Source organism: Megasphaera lornae (assembly GCF_000214495.1).
Classification (GTDB): domain Bacteria; phylum Bacillota; class Negativicutes; order Veillonellales; family Megasphaeraceae; genus Megasphaera; species Megasphaera lornae.
Genome location: NZ_AFIJ01000033.1, coordinates 21,952 through 38,816 on the forward strand (window position 1 = coordinate 21,952; position 16,865 = coordinate 38,816).

A 16,865-nucleotide genomic window follows, 5' to 3' on the forward strand; every position below is an offset into this window, starting at 1 on the left:
CAAATGTTTTGCGAACATTAGTTCGTTCATCGGTTTTATTATATCGCCGAACATTCGTTCTGTCAAGGCGTATGAGAACAAATGTTTGATTTTTTATTATAAATACCTTATAATAAACTCATCCTTTAGATGGAGTGATGGCTATGGAAATAACAGAAAAATCGTTGACCACTCGACAACGTCAAATTTTAGAATATATTCGCGCCTGTGTACATCAATACGGATATCCGCCGTCTGTACGCGAAATTTGTCAGGAAGTGGGACTCAGTTCCACCTCGACGGTACACAGCTATTTACAAGCGCTGGAAGAAAAAGGCTATATTCGCCGAAATCCTACCAAAAACCGTAATATCGCCTTGGTTGATGAAGGAAATTGGCGTTCCAAAAAATTGGTTCCCCTCCCTCTGGTAGGGCAAGTACGTGCGGGGGAACCCATTTTTGCCGAAGAATGTGTTGAAGATGTGTATCCCTTTGCCGCCGATTTTATCGGGGACGACGATGCCTTCCTGCTGACCGTTCGCGGCGACAGTATGAAAAATGCGGGGATTCTCGAAGGCGATCTGCTCATTGTTCGTCGCCAAAATACCGCGCAAAACGGCGAAATTGTCGTAGCCCTGCTGGAAGAGGAAGCTACCGTTAAACGCTATTTTCGCGAATCGCAGGCCATTCGCCTGCAACCTGAAAATGAAGCATATGAACCGATTTATACACGCCATTGTCAAATTCTCGGAAAAGTCGTAGGCGTTTTTCGGCGGTATTGATACAATCTCCGCCTATGCCATGTAAAAACGGTGCTTTTGATTTATAAAAAGCACCGTTTTTACATGCCGTTTTCACCTTGAAAAAGCGGCCTTTCCTCTTCCGCCCTCCATGACCGCTTCTTTCCATAAAAAAAGACGTGTGCTTCCGGCACACGTCTTTTTCAGTCCCCTCAATCTAATTGAGAGAATAATTTTTCTTTTGTCCGCTCCGCTTCAGCTTTCACTTTTTCTATATCAATAGTAGTAAACGCTTTGTGGCGTAACAGGGTTTTTCCGTCAACAATCACCGTATCCACATCAAAACTGTTTGCAGAATACGCAAATAACGACATCGTATTGTGTTTGGGATACCAATGCAGACCTTCCCGATCGATAAGGGTAATATCCGCTTTATATCCCTTCTCCAACTTTCCTACATCCGTATACCCGAGGCATTTTGCTCCGCCTTCGGTTAACAGCTGCAGAGCCGTTTCCGCGGGAATTACCAGCGGATCCAACGTATTGGCTTTATGGACTAAAGCGGCTAAATGCATTTCTTCCACAATATCCAAGTTATTATTGCTGGAAGCTCCATCCGTTCCCAAGCCTACAGTAATGCCTTTTTTCAACATTTCGCCAAGCGGGGCAATACCGCCGGCAAGTTTAAAATTACTCCCCGGATTATGAGCCACCCGCACATGTTTTCGGGCCATAATATTCAAATCATCTTCATCTACCCAAACACAATGAGCCGCTAAGCAACCGCAATCCAAGATGCCCAATTCATCCGCCAACGCGATGGGCGACTTGTGATATTGTTCTTTTATATCCTGCACTTCGCCTTTGGTTTCGCTGAGATGGATATGAATTTCCGCACCTAATTCGTGTGCCAAATCCACGACTTGTCGTAAATAGTCGGGCGGGCAAGTATACGGCGCATGCGGTCCCAACATGACCGTAATTCGGCCGTCCGCTTTTTTATGCCACGTGTGATAAAATTCTTTACTTTCCGCCAAGGCTTCCTGCGCATTGGGCGTAATCCCGGTCACGCCGCGGCACAGAGCGGCACGAATCCCGGAGGTTTCCACTGCCCGCGCCACATCGTTCATAAAGAAATACATGTCCGCAAAAGAAGTGGTGCCGCACCGAATCATTTCGGCTATGCCCAACATCGTATGGGCATATACAATATCGCTGTCCAGTTTGGCTTCCGCCGGCCAAATTTTTTGCATCAGCCAATCCATGAGCTGCATGTCATCGGCATAACTGCGAAACACGGTCATGGCAATATGATTGTGTGTATTCACAAATCCGGGCATGGCCAACATGCGGTTGCCGTCTATAATTTCATCGTACGCCGTCCGATCCGGATGATCGGGAAAGTCTGTAATCCGATCGTCTGTAAACGCAATGTTTTTTCCTTCTTTTATACTATGGTCTTGATAAAGGGCCACATTGGTTATCAGTTTTTTCATGTATACCGTTTTCTCCTTATTCCATATTTAAATATGCTTTTTGTTCCGCCGACAACGCATCAATCGCATAGCCCATGGATTGCAATTTAATGCGTGCCACTTCATTATCAATATCATGGGGCAATACATACACATGATTTTCCAGTTGGGCATGATTTTTCAAAATATATTCCGCCGCCAAGGCTTGAATGGCAAAAGAAAGATCCATAATTTCCGCCGGATGGCCGTCGCCGGCGGCTAAATTAACCAACCGCCCTTCAGCCAATAAATTAATCCGATGTCCGTTAGGCAGTTCATATCCTTCAATATTATGGCGGGCTTCAAATTTACGCACTGCCAACGCTTCCAATTCCACCTTGTTGATTTCGACATCAAAATGACCGGCATTGGCCAAAATAACTCCGTCTTTCATATGTTTCATGTGTTCCCCGCGAATGACGTCTTTATCGCCGGTCAAGGTGACAAAAATATCCCCCGCTTTAGCGGCTTCCGCCATCGGCATTACTTCAAACCCGTCAAACACGGCTTCAATCGCTTTAATCGGATCAACTTCCGTAACAATGACATGCGCGCCCAGTCCTTTTGCTCTCATGGCGCAACCGCGACCGCACCAGCCGTAGCCGGCAATGACCACTTTTTTCCCGACTACCGTTAAATTGGTCGTACGCATAATGCCGTCCCAAGTAGACTGCCCCGTACCATAGCGGTTATCAAAGAGATATTTGCAATACGAATCGTTGGCCGCAATCATCGGGAATTTTAACGTACCGGCTTTATCCCAGCCGTGCAGACGAACGACTCCCGTCGTGGTTTCTTCTGCGCCTCCCAATAAGTTGACCCCGGCATCTTGCCGCGTCGTATGTAAAAGATTTACTTGGTCGCCGCCGTCATCAATAATAATATGCGGTTTATGATCTAAGGATTTGTTAAGGAATTGAAAATATTCTTCATCCGTAGCGCCATACCATGCATAGACCGTTAAGCCGTCCTCTACCAGCGCGGCGGCCACATCGTCTTGGGTGGACAACGGGTTGCTGCCCGTTACCATCACATTAGCGCCGGCTTCATGCAATACTTTCGCTAAATACGCGGTTTTTGCTTCTAAATGTACACTGACGCAAACCGTTTTGCCTTTAAATGTCTGCTCTTTACGCAAGCGATCGCCAATAGCGTTCAACGTCGGCATATACCGCTCTACCCAACTGATTTTTTTATGCCCCTGTTCCGCCAAGGCCAAGTCGCGAATAATAGATTCCATAGGTAACTCCTCTTTTCTTTTTAATGATGAGATCGGAAAAATGAGTCAATATGCGCCGTATCGGGTGTCCTAATGACTCCTTTTTCTGTAAAAACAGCTTGAATATGCGTATGCGGCGTAACATCAAAGGCCGGATTGAACACCGCCGTCGCAGGCAAAGCAATCGGCGTACCACGGACTGTCCGCACTTCATCCGCATTTCGTTCTTCAATAGGAATATCCGCCCCGCTTGCCAACGTCAAATCAAACGTGGAAAGAGGTGCCGCCACATAAAAGGGAATGCCGTGTTCTTTTGCCAATATGGAAACGCCGTAGGTTCCTATTTTATTGGCCGTATCGCCATTGGCGGCAATCCTGTCGGCACCGACAATAACGGCATCTACGCCTTTGGTTTTCATCACCCAGGCCGCCATATTGTCCGTAATTAACGTGACGGGAATATGATCCGCCATGAGTTCCGTTACCGTCAGTCGCGCGCCCTGCAAAAGTGGCCGGGTTTCATCGGCATATACCCGCAGCAGCCGTCCTTTTGCATGCAAAGCCCGAATAACGCCCAACGCGGTACCGATGCCGGCAGTTGCCAAGGCGCCGGCATTGCAATGGGTTAAAATGGTCAGCGGCTTATCCTGTTTCAGCAATTCTTCCGCCCCGAAACGGGACATGGCACGATTAATTTCCAAATCTTCCGCCTGTATCCGGCACGCTTCCGTTTCTATTGCGGCAACGATACAGGAGACAGGTTGCGCGGACAACGTATCCGCCATAGATACCAGCCGTGCAATCGCCCAATGTAAATTCACCGCTGTCGGTCGTGCCTGCTCCAATTGTTTGCCGACGGCATGAAAAGCTTGTAAAAATTCAGCGGCGGTCAACGAAGGGCGCTCTCGTACCAATGCCTTGCCGGCCAATACCATCCCGTACGCCGCCGCCACCCCGATAGCGGGAGCCCCCCGTACGGCCAATACGGCAATGGCGTCCCGCACCTCTTGCCACGCCGTACAAGTTCGATATACTTCTTTTTCCGGAAGCACCGTTTGATCCAATACCTGTAAACTTCCCTTTTGCCAATATAACGTATCCATAATTTACACCATAAAACCGCCGTAATAGTCCAGTGCATGTCGACACCGGCAGTCCCCGTCTTCATATATTTCTACCGCTTTCATCAGCAGCCTGCGAATCCGTTCGGAATTTTCTTCCATACAGGTCAGTACTTCCGCATGCGTCAACATTTCCGCCGAAATGCCGGCGGCAAAATTGGTGACCATAGAAACGGTAGTATAACACATTTCCGCTTCTCGTGCCAAACATACTTCCGGCACATTCGTCATGCCGACCACATCGCCGCCCCACTTGGCAAACATGGCAATTTCCGCCGGCGTTTCAAAACGCGGTCCTTCCGTACACACATAGGTACCGCCGTGATGTATAGTGTAATCTCCCAACAACGTGGCGGCCTTCAGTACGGCACGTTGTAAATGACGGCAATAAGGTTCCGTCATATCCGCATGTACGACACCGTTTTCACCGCCGTCAAAAAAAGACGTATGGCGCGTTTTGGTGAAATCAATAAATTGGTGCGGTAAGACAAATTCATTCGGTTTAAATTTCAGATTCAGCGATCCTACGGCCGTAGTCGTAAAAATCGCCGTTACTCCCAACCGTTTCAAGCCGAGAATATTGGCCCGATAATTGATCAAGTGAGGAGGAATAGAATGATTTTTTCCGTGTCGCGGTAAAAATATTATTTCTTTTCCCTTATAGGTGCCTTTTATATATTGAATCGGTCCATAAAAGGTATCCAACCGGTCTTCCCGAATATCTGTCAACATCCGTGTGTCGCACACTCCGGTACCGCCGATAACTGCAATTTTACCCACGCTTATCCCTCCTTTTTCGTCGTACCGTACAAGGTCGCCAATTCTTTTCGGGTCAACACGTACGCCGTCCCGCAATACCGACAGGTCATTTCCACCTGCGGATCTTGCAATAATAACTCCTTATCCTGCGCACGCAACGATAATAACGCCCGTTTCATACGTTGTAGCGAACAAGTACATTGCCACTTTGCTTCCTGACGAAACAGTTCCCGAAAATGCAGCCCTGCAAAAATCTTCTCCGCCAACCGTTCGCCCTGCGGATCTTCCTGTAAATACGACGTAACGGGACCGATGTCCTGCACATTTTTTTCTACACGCGCCAAATCTTCTTCCCGCGCTCCCGGCAACGCTTGTACCAAAAAACCTCCCGCCGCGGCAACGGTAAAATCCCTTGCTACCAGGACACCCAGACTGACCGTAGAAGGAATTTGTTCCGATGTATATAAATAATAGGCCAAATCTTCCGCAATTTCTCCCGAAACCAGTTCCGCCCGACTGGTATACGTATCCTGCCGCGGTGTAAAACGGGTCACTTGCAACGTACCTTTGCCGACAGCCGTACCGACATCCAATTTTCCGTCCGCTTTTAACGGCAATTTTATTTGCGGATACTCGACAAATCCTCGCACCTTATTCGTATCAAAAGAATCGACATGAATTGTTCCCAACGGCCCGTCGCCCCGAATAACAATGGATACACCTTCCCGATTTTTATAATCACGGGCCAATAAAAGTGCCCCCGTCATCGTCCGTCCCAACGCGGCGCAGGCGACCGGCGCCAACCGATGACATTGACGGGCTTTTTCTGTAATTCCCTTCGTAACGGCCACCGCCAAGCGAATCGATTCCTCGGTTGTATAGTGAATGATTTTATCTTGTACTGTCATGAATAAGAGGATTCCTTTCTGCTGTAAAATGCACTACCATTATACTACATTCTTTTCTTTTTTTCACCTTATCCGCTAAGAAAAACCGGCGTTCCGGGACTTGCCAAAATTCCGTAAAACGCCGCGTCGCCGTCCGCGCCGAAATCGGCTCCCGAAGAACTCCCGACAATCCTTTACGCCCCCACTTTCCCGCTATATAAAAAAAGCCGAAAAAAAACACTGACACGATATCATCGCCTCAGTGTCGAACTGCCCGCTTACCTGTTTTCAAGATATTTTTTTACATCGCCGCCGACATACACTTCCCGGCCCGCCAATAAAATCGGGCGTTTAATGAGCATGCCGTCGGAAGCCAATAACGCCAACTGTTCCGCCTCCGTCATTTGCGGTAATTTTTCTTTAATATGCAATTCCCGATATATTCTGCCGCTCGTATTAAAAAAGCGTTTTAACGGCAATCCCGAACGCTGCTGCCAGTCGGCCAGTTCCGCCGCCGTCGGCACCTCTTTATCAATTTCCCGCAAAGAATAGTGCAGTCGTTTTTCTTCCAATATTTTTTGTATGCCCCGACAAGTGCTGCATTTTTTATAGCAAATAAAAATCATCCCTGCCTCCTTAATAACGCCTTTCTTTCAACCTTCTGTCCATCTCTCTTTTGGCTTCTTTTTCTGCCGAAGCTTGGCGTTTATCGTATAATTTTTTTCCTGTAACTAAGGCCACCGTAACTTTTACACGACCTTTTTTAAAATATAAATTCAACGGAATTAATGTATAACCCTTTTCTTTTACTTTTCCTATTAATTTGAGGATTTCATATTTATGAAGCAACAATTTACGAGTCCGCAGGGGATCATGGTTAAATCGATTTCCCTGTTCATACGGACTGATATGCATGGCTTCCAGCCATACTTCCCCGCCTTCAAGACGGCAAAAACTGTCTTTAACATTGACGCGCCCGCGTCGTAACGACTTTACTTCGGTACCCGTCAACGCAATCCCCGCCTCATACGTATCATGAATAAAATAATCATGTCGCGCTTTTCTGTTTTCTGCAATATATTTTATCCCGCTTTTCGGCTTTGCCAACAGTCTTTCCTCCTATTTTCCGGAACGACGATGTTTTTTTCGTCCCACCGCTCGTCCCGACCGTTTTTTTCCTTTGCCGTTTCCATTCTTTCCTCGTCTCCCGCGCGGTTTATCCTTGATTTTATCTTTTCCGGAACGGTTACGGCCCGTCTTCTTTCTGCGTGCCTCACCGGCCGCCAAAAGTTTTTGTAAATCAGCCAATCCGTCCACCGTTCCCGGTACAAAGTCAATTTCGCATCGCTCCATGTTTACTCGCGCCAACGTCACTTCCAGCGCATCCCCCAAATGATATACATGGCCGCCGTATGTCCCGCGCAAGGTATACGTCGTTTCATCAAAGGTATACACATCTTCTGTAAGATACGAAATATGAATCAATCCTTCAATCCCGTTTTCCAAACCGACAAACATGCCGAACGGGGCTAATCCTGTAATATGTGCCTGAAAAGGTTCGCCAATAAAAGGCATCATATATTGTGCTTTTTTTACCGCTTCCGTTTCCCGTTCCGCTTCCACGGCAATGCGTTCCCGCATACTGGCTTGCTCCGCAGCCGTCGTATAAAACGCCGCCGAATGTGCCGCTTCCGCCTCGGACAATCTGCCTTTTTGCCAATATTGCCGCAGTAAGCGATGTACCAATAAATCAGGATACCGTCGAATAGGCGAAGTGAAATGTGTATAGCAAACAGACGCTAATCCGAAATGTCCCAGGTTTTGTATATCATATCGCGCCTGCTGCAGGGAACGCAAGGTCATCATTTGTACCACGGCTTCTTCCGGAGTACCGCGAGTAGCCGTTAATAACGCCTGAAAATCGGCCGGTTGCGGATCGGTACCGGTAGGAAAAGGCAAAGAAAACCCGGACAACACGGTACGTAACATTTCCATGCGCGCCGCTTCCGGCTTTTCGTGTACCCGATACACACTCGGATTTTTTGTGTTCTTTAAGTACGTCCCTACCGTTTCATTAGCAATCAGCATGCTTTCTTCCACGATTTGTTCGGCAATCGTACGTTCCCGTTTGTCCAACCGCAGCGGAGTGCCTTCCGCATCTAAAATAATTTTATATTCGGGAAAATCAAAATCCAAGGCACCTCGTCGCATACGCATTTCTTTAAGCCAAGTCGTTACTTCTTGTAATTGCCGCAATGCCGGCAAAAAAGGCGCCAAATCGTCAGGAACAATGCTGTCACATAACGCTTTTTTTATTTCCGTATAATTACACCGACGCGCTACACGAATGACAGCCGGCCCGATCTTTGCCTTTTCCACCCGCCCTTGCCGATTAATATCCATTACACAGGCCATCGCATAGCGGTCTTCCTGCGCGTTTAAACTGCAAATACCGTTGGACAACGCTTCCGGCAACATGGGCACCACCCGATCCACCAAATATACACTGGTACCGCGGGCATATGCCTCCCGATCCAAGGCTGTATGGGGGCGCACATAATAGCCGACATCCGCAATGTATACGCCTAATCGATACGTCCCGTTCGGCAACCGTTCAATATCTATGGCATCATCCAAGTCTTTAGCATCTTCACTGTCAATGGTAATAAGCCGACGGTTTCTATAATCCGTGCGCCCCTCTTGCAAGCTCACCTTCGTCGACAAGGACTGCGCTTCTTGCAAAACTTCCGGCGGAAATGCGAACGGCAGATCATGCTGCGCCATAATTACTTTTACCGCTAAATCTCTATCCCCGTCATAACCGATAATCTCGGTCACCGTACCTTCGGCTTTGCGCTTTTCCGTAGGCCAGGTCGTGACGGTAACCGCCACCCTGGCGCCGGAACGCGCCGCACCCGTTTGCGCTTCGGGAATATAAATATCTTCATGTATTCGTTCGTCATCAGGATGCACAAAACATCCGCCCCGTTCTCGCATAAACGTACCGATAATACGGGTATTGGCACGTTCTAAAATGCGTACGACTTCACCTTCCTGTCGATGTCGCCGTTGTGCGGACGGCAGAATGCGCACGGCCACTTTATCATTATTCATGGCCGTATGACGATACCGCTCCCCAATGTAAATATCCTCTTGTTCCGCTTCTGTCAACAAAAATCCGAAACTATCCGTATAGCCCTTATAAATACCGATAATTTCCTGTGTATGTTTTGCCGCCCCGTATTGATCGCCATGTATTTTCATGAGTTTTCCGCTCCTTACCAAATCCGCAAAAACGGCAAATAATTCAGGCAGTTGCTCTCCCTTCAGGTGTAATTTTTCTGCACAGTCTTCGACACCGGCACCTTCAGGCTCCGCCGCTTTACATATGTTTATTATAGCACGAGTCAAATCCAATTCCATAGTTCCTCCTATGAAAAAAGCCTGCGGCATTGCCGCAGGCTTTTGCTCAGTATCAATACGAATTCATTAAACCGCCCAACACCAGTGTCAAAACGGCAAAAATGATAGATAGAATGATCGTCAATTTGGATAGCAAAGCATCCATGCCGCGTGCTCTACTGCCGAACAAATCTTCAGCACCGCCGCCGAAACCGGCCCCCATTCCCTGACTTTTACTTTTTTGGGCTACTACTACACCAATTAAACATAAAGCTAAAATGAAGACCAGAACTTCCAGTACTGTAATCACGCTATTCCTCCTCACAAAACACACTTAACGATATTATTGTACACTTATTTGCTTTTTCTATCAATAGTTTTTTTAGGCACGGTCTCGGATGAATCGCGTTTTTCCAAATAATCTTCCAATTTATGTTTCACCCGCTGCAACGCATTGTCAATTGATTTCGCTTCTCTCCCCAAAGAAAGTGACATTTCCTGATAGGATCGCCCTTCTAAATACAATTGCAACACCCGTCGTTCCAGCGTACTGAGCAATTCTTGTAAATGCAATTGTATATCGTGATAATTCTCCCAACTGATGAGCACTTCTTCCGGATCGGTAACGGTCAAAGCGGAAATGGTTTCTTCCAATTTCCTCTCCGATTCTTCCGCAAACAACGGTTTACTGAGAGAAATATAGGAATTCAGCGGTACATGTTTTTGTCTCGTAGCCGTTTTGACCGCCGTAATAATTTGTCGCATAATGCACAGTTCCGCAAAGACACGAAAGGCTACTTTTTTTTCCGCCCGAAAATCACGGGTCGCTTTATACAAGCCGATCATACCTTCCTGAATTAAATCTTCCCGATCGGCCCCTACCAAAAAATACGTACGTGCCTTGGATTTAATAAAATTTTTATATTTATGAACAATATATTCCATGGCCCGATCATCATGCGTTTTTTGTAGCCATAATACAACCTCTTCATCGGTTTTATCGACAAATCGCCGGTCTATATCGTGCTGTGCATGTTCTGCCATACTGCCTTACTTTGACCTCCGCATTTTCTCCAATTTTTCTCGTACTTCCGCATTTCGCACACTGGCGCCGATGTCGGTATGACCGCAACCTTGCTGCATCCGCGCTTCTGTATAACGTTGTTCCCAATGGGTCCGCTGTACTTTTTCCCGTAATTCGCGGGCCGATAAACGATACGCCCCGGCACCCAAAATCTGTGCTTGTTCCGGACCGTCCGAAGTGGCGACGTAAATAGACGGAAGGGGATAGATATTATCATCGGTCTTCAGTTTTTCATATACCGTTCGTTCAATATAACTATCCGCCGTTTCACCGCAAGACGTAAAAATAACCGTACAAAACGTACCGATTTGACGCGTCGTCATTTCGCCGGGAGTATAAATCGCATCAAAAACAATAAACACTTCCACGCCTTTCGCGCCGGCATATTCCGCCAACAGTTCCACCAACCGTTCTCGCGCATGTTCTCTATCGCGCGTAAAAACAGCTTTTAATTCCGGCCAGGCGTGAATGATATTATACCCGTCTACAATCAATAATGTTTTCATTTTTCCGTACCTATCCCGCGTTGCCGCACCGTTTCGTATATAAGTAAAGCCGCGGCAACTGACGCGTTAAGAGAATTCACATGGCCGAACATGGGAATTTGTACAAGTATATCACAATTTTCTTTAACCAGACGTGAAATTCCTTTTCCTTCATTCCCGATGACCAGAACTAAAGGCATAGTCATATCTGTATGAAAATAGTCCGCCTCCCCGTTCATATCGGCGCCGATAATCCAGAATCCTGCTTTTTTCAACGCTTTCAATACTTGCGTCGTATTGCCGATAGAAACAAGGGGCATATATTCTACAGCGCCGGCCGAAGTTTTTCCCACCGTTTCATTAATAGGGGCACTATGCCGTTTAGGTATTAAAACGGCATGAGCGCCCGCACATTCCGCCGTACGAATGATGGCCCCCATATTATGCACATCTTCAATACCGTCCAACAAAACAAAGAACGGAACTTCGCCGCGCCGCGCGGCGGTTGCCGCACACGTTTCCCACGACGTCATCGCAATAGGTTGAGCCTGTGCCGCCACGCCTTGATGTCGTTGCTGCGGAACAAGCCGATCCAACGCTTTTCGGTCTCTTTCTTCGACAACAATATGAGCCGCCTTCGCAAGACTCATAATTTCTTGTAATGCCGCACCGTGCGGAGAAGATGCAATATATATTTTTTCTATTTTCCGGCCTGCCCGCAATGCTTCCAACACACTGTTGCGACCGGTAATCCACGCCAATCCGCTCATATAGACTCCTATATATGTTTTTTTTGACAATAGGCACGAACAGCCGCTAATACGTGTTGCATTACTGCCTGTAACCGCGCCTCTTGTCCGTCTAATACTAAATACCCGATCAAGGCTTCTAACGCCGTACTATTGTGATATTCCGCCGCCGAGGCACTTTTCGGTACTTGCGAGTACGCATTGCGGGAACGCCGACACAGGGATTTTTCCGCTTCCGTAAGAAACGACTGCAAGCATGTATACACGAAAGATTGACATTTAGCGGAAACAAATTCCGCTGCCAACGCATGCAGTACCTGCACTGCAGGAATCCCCAAGGCCGTCAAGCGTCGTCGTAAAAACAAGGCATAATACGCATCCCCTACAAAAGCCAGCGTAATGGCATCCATATGGTACGGCAAAACCTGCGGCACATCCAATTGTCTGTTCTCTACAAATGCGGCATATGCTTTATGTTTCAATGCCTGTACTTGCTGAAATTTCATTTTTTCCACCGTGCTCCCTGCGGCGAATCTTCGATCGTAATGCCCAACGCCTGTAGCTTATCACGAATCGCATCGGCCAATTCATATTGTTTCTTTTCCCGGCATTCCTTACGAATTTCCAATACAGCTTCCACCAGCGCCGCATATTCGGAGGCATCGGCGGACGAGGTCTGTCCGTTCCAAGCCGATTCCAAAATGCCCAAAATATCCGTCATCATTTTAAAGATACGTTTCACTTCCGTAATCACGGACGTATCGACAGGCACCCCGTTATTAACCACCGCTTCTCGATAAATATTAACTTTTTTTGCCAATTCGAACAAGGCGGCCGCCGCCAAAGCGGTATTAAAATCATCACACATAGCAGTTTCAAAATCTTCCGCTACCTGTTGCGCCTCGGTCAATAAGGCGGCCGCTTCTGCCGATTTACCGCCGGCCGGCATCGTTGCCAATTCCAATACGTTCATAATAGAAGTACGTAAGCGTTCCAAACTCCGCGTCATTTCTTCCAAACGGGCATCCGTAAAATCCAACGGACTGCGATAATGATTAGAAATTAAGAAGAAACGAACGGCATCGGGATCATAATATGCCAAAACATCTTTTACAAGGAAAAAGTTGTGTAACGACTTGCTCATTTTTTCGGAATTAATGGTAATAAACCCATTATGAAGCCAATAGCGAACCATCGGCGAAACGCCCGTGCAAGCTTCGGATTGAGCAATTTCATTTTCATGATGCGGAAAAATCAAATCGCTGCCGCCGCCGTGAAAATCAAACGTTTTTCCCAAATACTTGCAACTCATGGCCGAACATTCTATATGCCAACCGGGACGGCCCTGTCCCCACGGACTTTCCCAAGACGGTTCTCCTTCTTTGGCGCCCTTCCATAACGCAAAATCCATGGGATGATGTTTACGCGTATCCACTTCAATACGGGCGCCGGCTTGCATATCGTCCAAGGTACGACCGCTAAGTTTTCCATAGTCGACAAATTTTTCCACACTATAGTATACATCCTGTTCCACCACATATGCCATACCTTTATCCAATAAGGTCTGAATCATTTGAATAATTTCCGGCATATGTTCCGACACGCGCGGATATATATCGGCATGACGGACATGCAGCGCATCCATAACATCAAAATAAGAGGCAATATACCGATTGGCAATCGTATCCCAACGTACCTGTTCCCCATTTGCCGCATGAATAATCTTATCATCTACATCGGTAAAATTTTGTATATGAGTAACGGCATACCCTAAATGTTCCAAATATCGTTTAATAACATCCCACGTAACAAACGGTCGGGCATTTCCCATATGCGAATGGTTATACGGGGTAATCCCGCATACATACATTTTTACCTGCCCCGTTGTAAGGGGCACAAATTTTTCTTTTTTTCTCGTCAACGTATTATATACATATAAGTCTCTCATACTCCTACCTCCTGCTACGCACACACAAAAAGGGCCGCCATCCCTATACAGAGACGGTGGCCCGCGATTCCACTCTGCTTTATGGCTATGCCATAATCTCGATACACATAACGGGTGCTGACCGTGCCGGGCTACACTATTCACCGAGCATGCTCACAAAGGCATCATTGCCGGCTGTAATCCGAACAGGTTTTCAGCTACCCCCGTCCTCTCTGCGGTACATCCGTGCAACTCTTTTTGCTCATCGCATATGACTAACTGTTTTATTCTTTAATACTACTCAAAAACGCCCTGTCTGTCAAGCCGCCGAGTCATCATACCGAACCGCTGCGGGCCAATCGGGCCAACACTTTTTCTCGGCCCATAAGCGCCACAATCACATGCAAATCGGGACCGTGCATAACGCCGGTCAACGCCACGCGAATCGGCATATAAACAAATTTTCCCTTCACACCGACTTGTTTTTGCACCTTTTTAAATAACGGTTGCACCGTTGCCGCCGTAACTTCCGGCAACGCCTGCAACTCCTGTGCGAAGCAAGTTAACACCGGTTGCGCAGTTTCTTCTTGTAAAACAGCTGCCGCCTCTTCATTTTCCGGCGCATATTCTTCTGTAAAGAATACCTTGGAAACCGCTGCTATTTGTGCGCCGTATTGCACGTGATCCCGCAATGCCGCCACTACTTGCTTTACCCATTCCCGCCGTTCCGGCGTCAATGTTCCGGACACATAACCGGCATTTTGTAAGTGCGGTAAACAAAGGGCAAGCAACTCGTCCTCCGTCAATTGTTTCATATAATGAAAATTAATCCAATTTAATTTTTCAATATCAAAAACCGCGGGATTTTTCGCAACTCGTGCCAACGTAAATTGCCGAATCAATTCGTCGCGACTGAAAATTTCTTGTTCCGTCCCCGGTGTCCAGCCCAACAAACTCAAAAAATTAATAATCGCTTCCGGCAAATAACCTAAATCCCGATATTGTTGCACAGAAGTGGCGCCGTGGCGTTTACTCATTTTCTTTTTATCTTTACCCAAGATCAGCGATACGTGCGCAAAGGTAGGCGCCTGAAATCCTAAAGCCTTATACAAAACCAGCTGCCGCGGTGTATTGGAAAGATGTTCTTCCGCACGAATCACATGCGTAATATCCATTAGCGCATCATCTAAAACAACACAATAATTATATACCGGAATCCCGTCAGACTTGACAATGACAAAATCGCCTACTTTATTGGAATCAAAAGAAACGTGCCCGCGAACGAGATCATCAAAGGCCAACGTTTCATTACGAGGCGTTTTAATACGAATGACATACGGACGGCCGGCCGCCAAATACGCTTGTACCGTTTCAGGAGGCAAATCCCGACAGGTCCCCGTATATACCGGCGTTTCTCCCTGATCCATTTGTGCCCGCTTTTGCGCTTCCAATTCTTCGGGCGTACAAAAACAATAATATGCCTTTCCTTCCGCCAACAGTCGATCGGTATATTGTTTATAAATATCCAAGCGTTCGGTTTGCCTATACGGGCCGTGACTCCCGCCCACATCAATGCCTTCATCCCAAGAAATACCGAGCCACCGCAATGCTTCCTTGATATTTTCTTCCGACTCCCCGGTCGACCGCTTTCTGTCGGTATCTTCAATGCGAACGATAAAATCGCCGCCTTCATGCTTTGCAATCAAATAATTAAATAATGCCGATCGTGCACCGCCGATATGAAAAGGTCCCGTAGGACTGGGTGCAAAACGAACGCGAAATTTTTTAGCCATGCCGAATACTCCCTCCTATAGCTTATACGCTGCGATACTTAATGACCATAGCCGCCGCTTGTGCCGCCATTCCCTCTTCTTTTCCTACAAATCCCAAGTGTTCCGTAGTGGTGGCCTTAACAGATACGGCTTCCGGTTCCAATTGCAAAGCCGCCGCAATATTGGCAATCATCTGCGAAACATACGGTTTAATTTTTGGGCGTTGCGCCAACAAGGTAACATCCACATTGACAATACGACAAGCATTTTCCACTAAAATTTGCCGCACTTTTTGTAATAAAATCACCCCGGATATATTCTTATATGCCGCATCCGTATCGGGGAAATAGGTACCGATATCTTTCAACCCGGCAGCCCCCAACAACGCGTCTATCACGGCATGTATCAACACATCCGCATCGGAATGCCCGGATAAGCCTTTTTCAAAGGGGATTTCCACCCCTCCCAGAATCAACTTGCCATGCGGTTCCAACGGATGCACATCATACCCGCTGCCCACCCGATGTTCTACGGGCCCCTGCAAATAGAACTCTAAAATAGGCACATCTTCCATGGTAGTAACTTTATGATTCCGTTCATCGCCGGCTAAAATCGTAACAGGTTCTCCCAGGGCTTCTACCAGCGACGCATCATCGGTTCCCGTAACATGATGTTTTTTCGCATATTCATGAGCCTTTAACAACAACTCTTTGTGAAAAATCTGCGGCGTTTGTGCGGCTACCAAGCGACTCCGTTCCAGTGTCCGTACGGACTGTGTGCCATACATGGAATCGCCGCTGCGCAACTTGATTGTATCTTTGACGGGAATAGCATAAATAGCGGCCCTCGACGTTTTCATAACCGCCAGCGCATTATCGAACCATTCCGGGCCGGCTAAGGGACGAGAACCGTCATGTACCATTACGATATCCGTATCGTCTGCCGTGGCCGCTAACCCGTTATATACGGAATCTCCCCGTTCCGCCCCGCCCAACACATAACGTACGGGGACAGACGGATGAAGTGCTTCCGTCACCTGCACAATATCATGATAGTCGCATTCCGCATGCACCACAATTACTTCTCGTACCGATTTTGCCGCAAATACATGTTCCAATGTATGTTGTAATACGGGCTTACCGCATAAAGGATAAAATAATTTATTTCGTTCATAACCGAACCGTCGTCCCGAACCGGCGGCGACAATAATTACAGAAACCTTCAATA

Annotated in this window: 17 protein-coding genes; 1 reads left to right on the forward strand and 16 read right to left on the reverse strand. The window is 47.2% G+C overall.

Going from position 1 to position 16,865, the window contains the following annotated elements; translation table 11 throughout:
- Positions 1-143 precede the first annotated feature (143 nt).
- Positions 144-761: a transcriptional repressor LexA gene (gene lexA, locus HMPREF1039_RS05100; protein ID WP_007391333.1), complete on the forward strand. Its 618-nt coding sequence runs from the start codon at positions 144-146 to the stop codon at positions 759-761.
- A gap of 170 nt (positions 762-931) precedes the next feature.
- Here the strand turns inward: lexA and HMPREF1039_RS05105 are convergent, their stop codons facing one another.
- The 16 genes from HMPREF1039_RS05105 to ispD all read right to left on the reverse strand — a co-directional run bounded on the left by HMPREF1039_RS05105 (position 932) and on the right by ispD (position 16,863).
- A complete protein-coding gene (locus HMPREF1039_RS05105) occupies positions 932-2,215 on the reverse strand; it encodes an amidohydrolase (RefSeq protein WP_007391348.1) in 1,284 nt (427 codons plus the stop codon).
- 16 nt (positions 2,216-2,231) lie between these two features.
- Positions 2,232-3,473, reverse strand: coding sequence for an adenosylhomocysteinase (locus HMPREF1039_RS05110; RefSeq protein WP_007391338.1), 1,242 nt, complete (start codon positions 3,471-3,473; stop codon positions 2,232-2,234).
- A 20-nt stretch (positions 3,474-3,493) separates the two neighbouring features.
- The gene (gene mtnA, locus HMPREF1039_RS05115; RefSeq protein WP_007391359.1) at positions 3,494-4,555 is read right to left on the reverse strand and encodes an S-methyl-5-thioribose-1-phosphate isomerase; all 1,062 of its coding nucleotides are present in this window, start codon (positions 4,553-4,555) and stop codon (positions 3,494-3,496) included.
- A gap of 3 nt (positions 4,556-4,558) precedes the next feature.
- Positions 4,559-5,353, reverse strand: a complete 795-nt coding sequence (gene mtnP, locus HMPREF1039_RS05120; protein WP_007391326.1) for an S-methyl-5'-thioadenosine phosphorylase — start codon at positions 5,351-5,353, stop codon at positions 4,559-4,561.
- A 2-nt stretch (positions 5,354-5,355) separates the two neighbouring features.
- Complete coding sequence (gene hslO, locus HMPREF1039_RS05125) at positions 5,356-6,240, reverse strand: Hsp33 family molecular chaperone HslO (RefSeq protein ID WP_007391354.1); 885 nt, start codon at positions 6,238-6,240, stop codon at positions 5,356-5,358.
- Between the two features lie 257 nt (positions 6,241-6,497).
- Positions 6,498-6,845 carry an ArsC/Spx/MgsR family protein gene (locus HMPREF1039_RS05135; protein ID WP_007391367.1) on the reverse strand — a complete coding sequence of 116 codons (348 nt, stop codon included), beginning with the start codon at positions 6,843-6,845 and terminating at the stop codon, positions 6,498-6,500.
- Between the two features lie 10 nt (positions 6,846-6,855).
- A complete protein-coding gene (gene smpB / locus HMPREF1039_RS05140) occupies positions 6,856-7,326 on the reverse strand; it encodes an SsrA-binding protein SmpB (protein ID WP_007391381.1) in 471 nt (156 codons plus the stop codon).
- Between the two features lie 12 nt (positions 7,327-7,338).
- Complete coding sequence (gene rnr / locus HMPREF1039_RS05145; RefSeq protein ID WP_007391329.1) at positions 7,339-9,642, reverse strand: ribonuclease R; 2,304 nt, start codon at positions 9,640-9,642, stop codon at positions 7,339-7,341.
- 52 nt (positions 9,643-9,694) lie between these two features.
- Entirely contained in the window at positions 9,695-9,931 is a 237-nt protein-coding gene (gene secG / locus HMPREF1039_RS05150) for a preprotein translocase subunit SecG (protein ID WP_007391339.1), read from the reverse strand.
- Between the two features lie 44 nt (positions 9,932-9,975).
- Positions 9,976-10,665, reverse strand: a complete 690-nt coding sequence (gene sigH, locus HMPREF1039_RS05155) for an RNA polymerase sporulation sigma factor SigH (RefSeq protein ID WP_007391390.1) — start codon at positions 10,663-10,665, stop codon at positions 9,976-9,978.
- A gap of 6 nt (positions 10,666-10,671) precedes the next feature.
- The gene (locus HMPREF1039_RS05160; RefSeq protein ID WP_007391365.1) at positions 10,672-11,211 is read right to left on the reverse strand and encodes an NYN domain-containing protein; all 540 of its coding nucleotides are present in this window, start codon (positions 11,209-11,211) and stop codon (positions 10,672-10,674) included.
- Positions 11,208-11,960 (reverse strand): 23S rRNA (guanosine(2251)-2'-O)-methyltransferase RlmB, encoded by a 753-nt coding sequence (gene rlmB, locus HMPREF1039_RS05165; RefSeq protein WP_007391382.1) that lies wholly within the window; start codon positions 11,958-11,960, stop codon positions 11,208-11,210. Before rlmB ends, HMPREF1039_RS05160 begins: the two co-directional genes overlap by 4 nt.
- 8 nt (positions 11,961-11,968) lie before the next feature.
- Positions 11,969-12,445, reverse strand: coding sequence for a Mini-ribonuclease 3 (locus HMPREF1039_RS05170; RefSeq protein WP_007391385.1), 477 nt, complete (start codon positions 12,443-12,445; stop codon positions 11,969-11,971).
- Positions 12,442-13,887 (reverse strand): cysteine--tRNA ligase, encoded by a 1,446-nt coding sequence (gene cysS / locus HMPREF1039_RS05175; protein WP_007391379.1) that lies wholly within the window; start codon positions 13,885-13,887, stop codon positions 12,442-12,444. The genes HMPREF1039_RS05170 and cysS overlap by 4 nt, the downstream gene beginning before the upstream one ends.
- Before the next feature lie 314 nt (positions 13,888-14,201).
- Positions 14,202-15,659 carry a glutamate--tRNA ligase gene (gene gltX / locus HMPREF1039_RS05180; RefSeq protein ID WP_007391344.1) on the reverse strand — a complete coding sequence of 486 codons (1,458 nt, stop codon included), beginning with the start codon at positions 15,657-15,659 and terminating at the stop codon, positions 14,202-14,204.
- A gap of 22 nt (positions 15,660-15,681) precedes the next feature.
- Positions 15,682-16,863, reverse strand: a complete 1,182-nt coding sequence (ispD, locus tag HMPREF1039_RS05185; RefSeq protein ID WP_007391340.1) for a 2-C-methyl-D-erythritol 4-phosphate cytidylyltransferase — start codon at positions 16,861-16,863, stop codon at positions 15,682-15,684.
- Positions 16,864-16,865 lie beyond the last annotated feature (2 nt).

What these genes read in the sequence shown, in the direction of transcription:
- lexA (WP_007391333.1), top strand. Translation starts at nt 144, where the DNA reads ATGGAAATAACAGAAAAATCGTTGACCACTCGACAACGTCAAATTTTA.
- HMPREF1039_RS05105 (WP_007391348.1), bottom strand. Translation starts at nt 2,215, where the DNA reads ATGAAAAAACTGATAACCAATGTGGCCCTTTATCAAGACCATAGTATA.
- HMPREF1039_RS05110 (WP_007391338.1), bottom strand. Translation starts at nt 3,473, where the DNA reads ATGGAATCTATTATTCGCGACTTGGCCTTGGCGGAACAGGGGCATAAA.
- mtnA (WP_007391359.1), bottom strand. Translation starts at nt 4,555, where the DNA reads ATGGATACGTTATATTGGCAAAAGGGAAGTTTACAGGTATTGGATCAA.
- hslO (WP_007391354.1), bottom strand. Translation starts at nt 6,240, where the DNA reads ATGACAGTACAAGATAAAATCATTCACTATACAACCGAGGAATCGATT.
- HMPREF1039_RS05135 (WP_007391367.1), bottom strand. Translation starts at nt 6,845, where the DNA reads ATGATTTTTATTTGCTATAAAAAATGCAGCACTTGTCGGGGCATACAA.
- rnr (WP_007391329.1), bottom strand. Translation starts at nt 9,642, where the DNA reads ATGGAATTGGATTTGACTCGTGCTATAATAAACATATGTAAAGCGGCG.
- sigH (WP_007391390.1), bottom strand. Translation starts at nt 10,665, where the DNA reads ATGGCAGAACATGCACAGCACGATATAGACCGGCGATTTGTCGATAAA.
- HMPREF1039_RS05160 (WP_007391365.1), bottom strand. Translation starts at nt 11,211, where the DNA reads ATGAAAACATTATTGATTGTAGACGGGTATAATATCATTCACGCCTGG.
- rlmB (WP_007391382.1), bottom strand. Translation starts at nt 11,960, where the DNA reads ATGAGCGGATTGGCGTGGATTACCGGTCGCAACAGTGTGTTGGAAGCA.
- HMPREF1039_RS05170 (WP_007391385.1), bottom strand. Translation starts at nt 12,445, where the DNA reads ATGAAATTTCAGCAAGTACAGGCATTGAAACATAAAGCATATGCCGCA.
- cysS (WP_007391379.1), bottom strand. Translation starts at nt 13,887, where the DNA reads ATGAGAGACTTATATGTATATAATACGTTGACGAGAAAAAAAGAAAAA.
- gltX (WP_007391344.1), bottom strand. Translation starts at nt 15,659, where the DNA reads ATGGCTAAAAAATTTCGCGTTCGTTTTGCACCCAGTCCTACGGGACCT.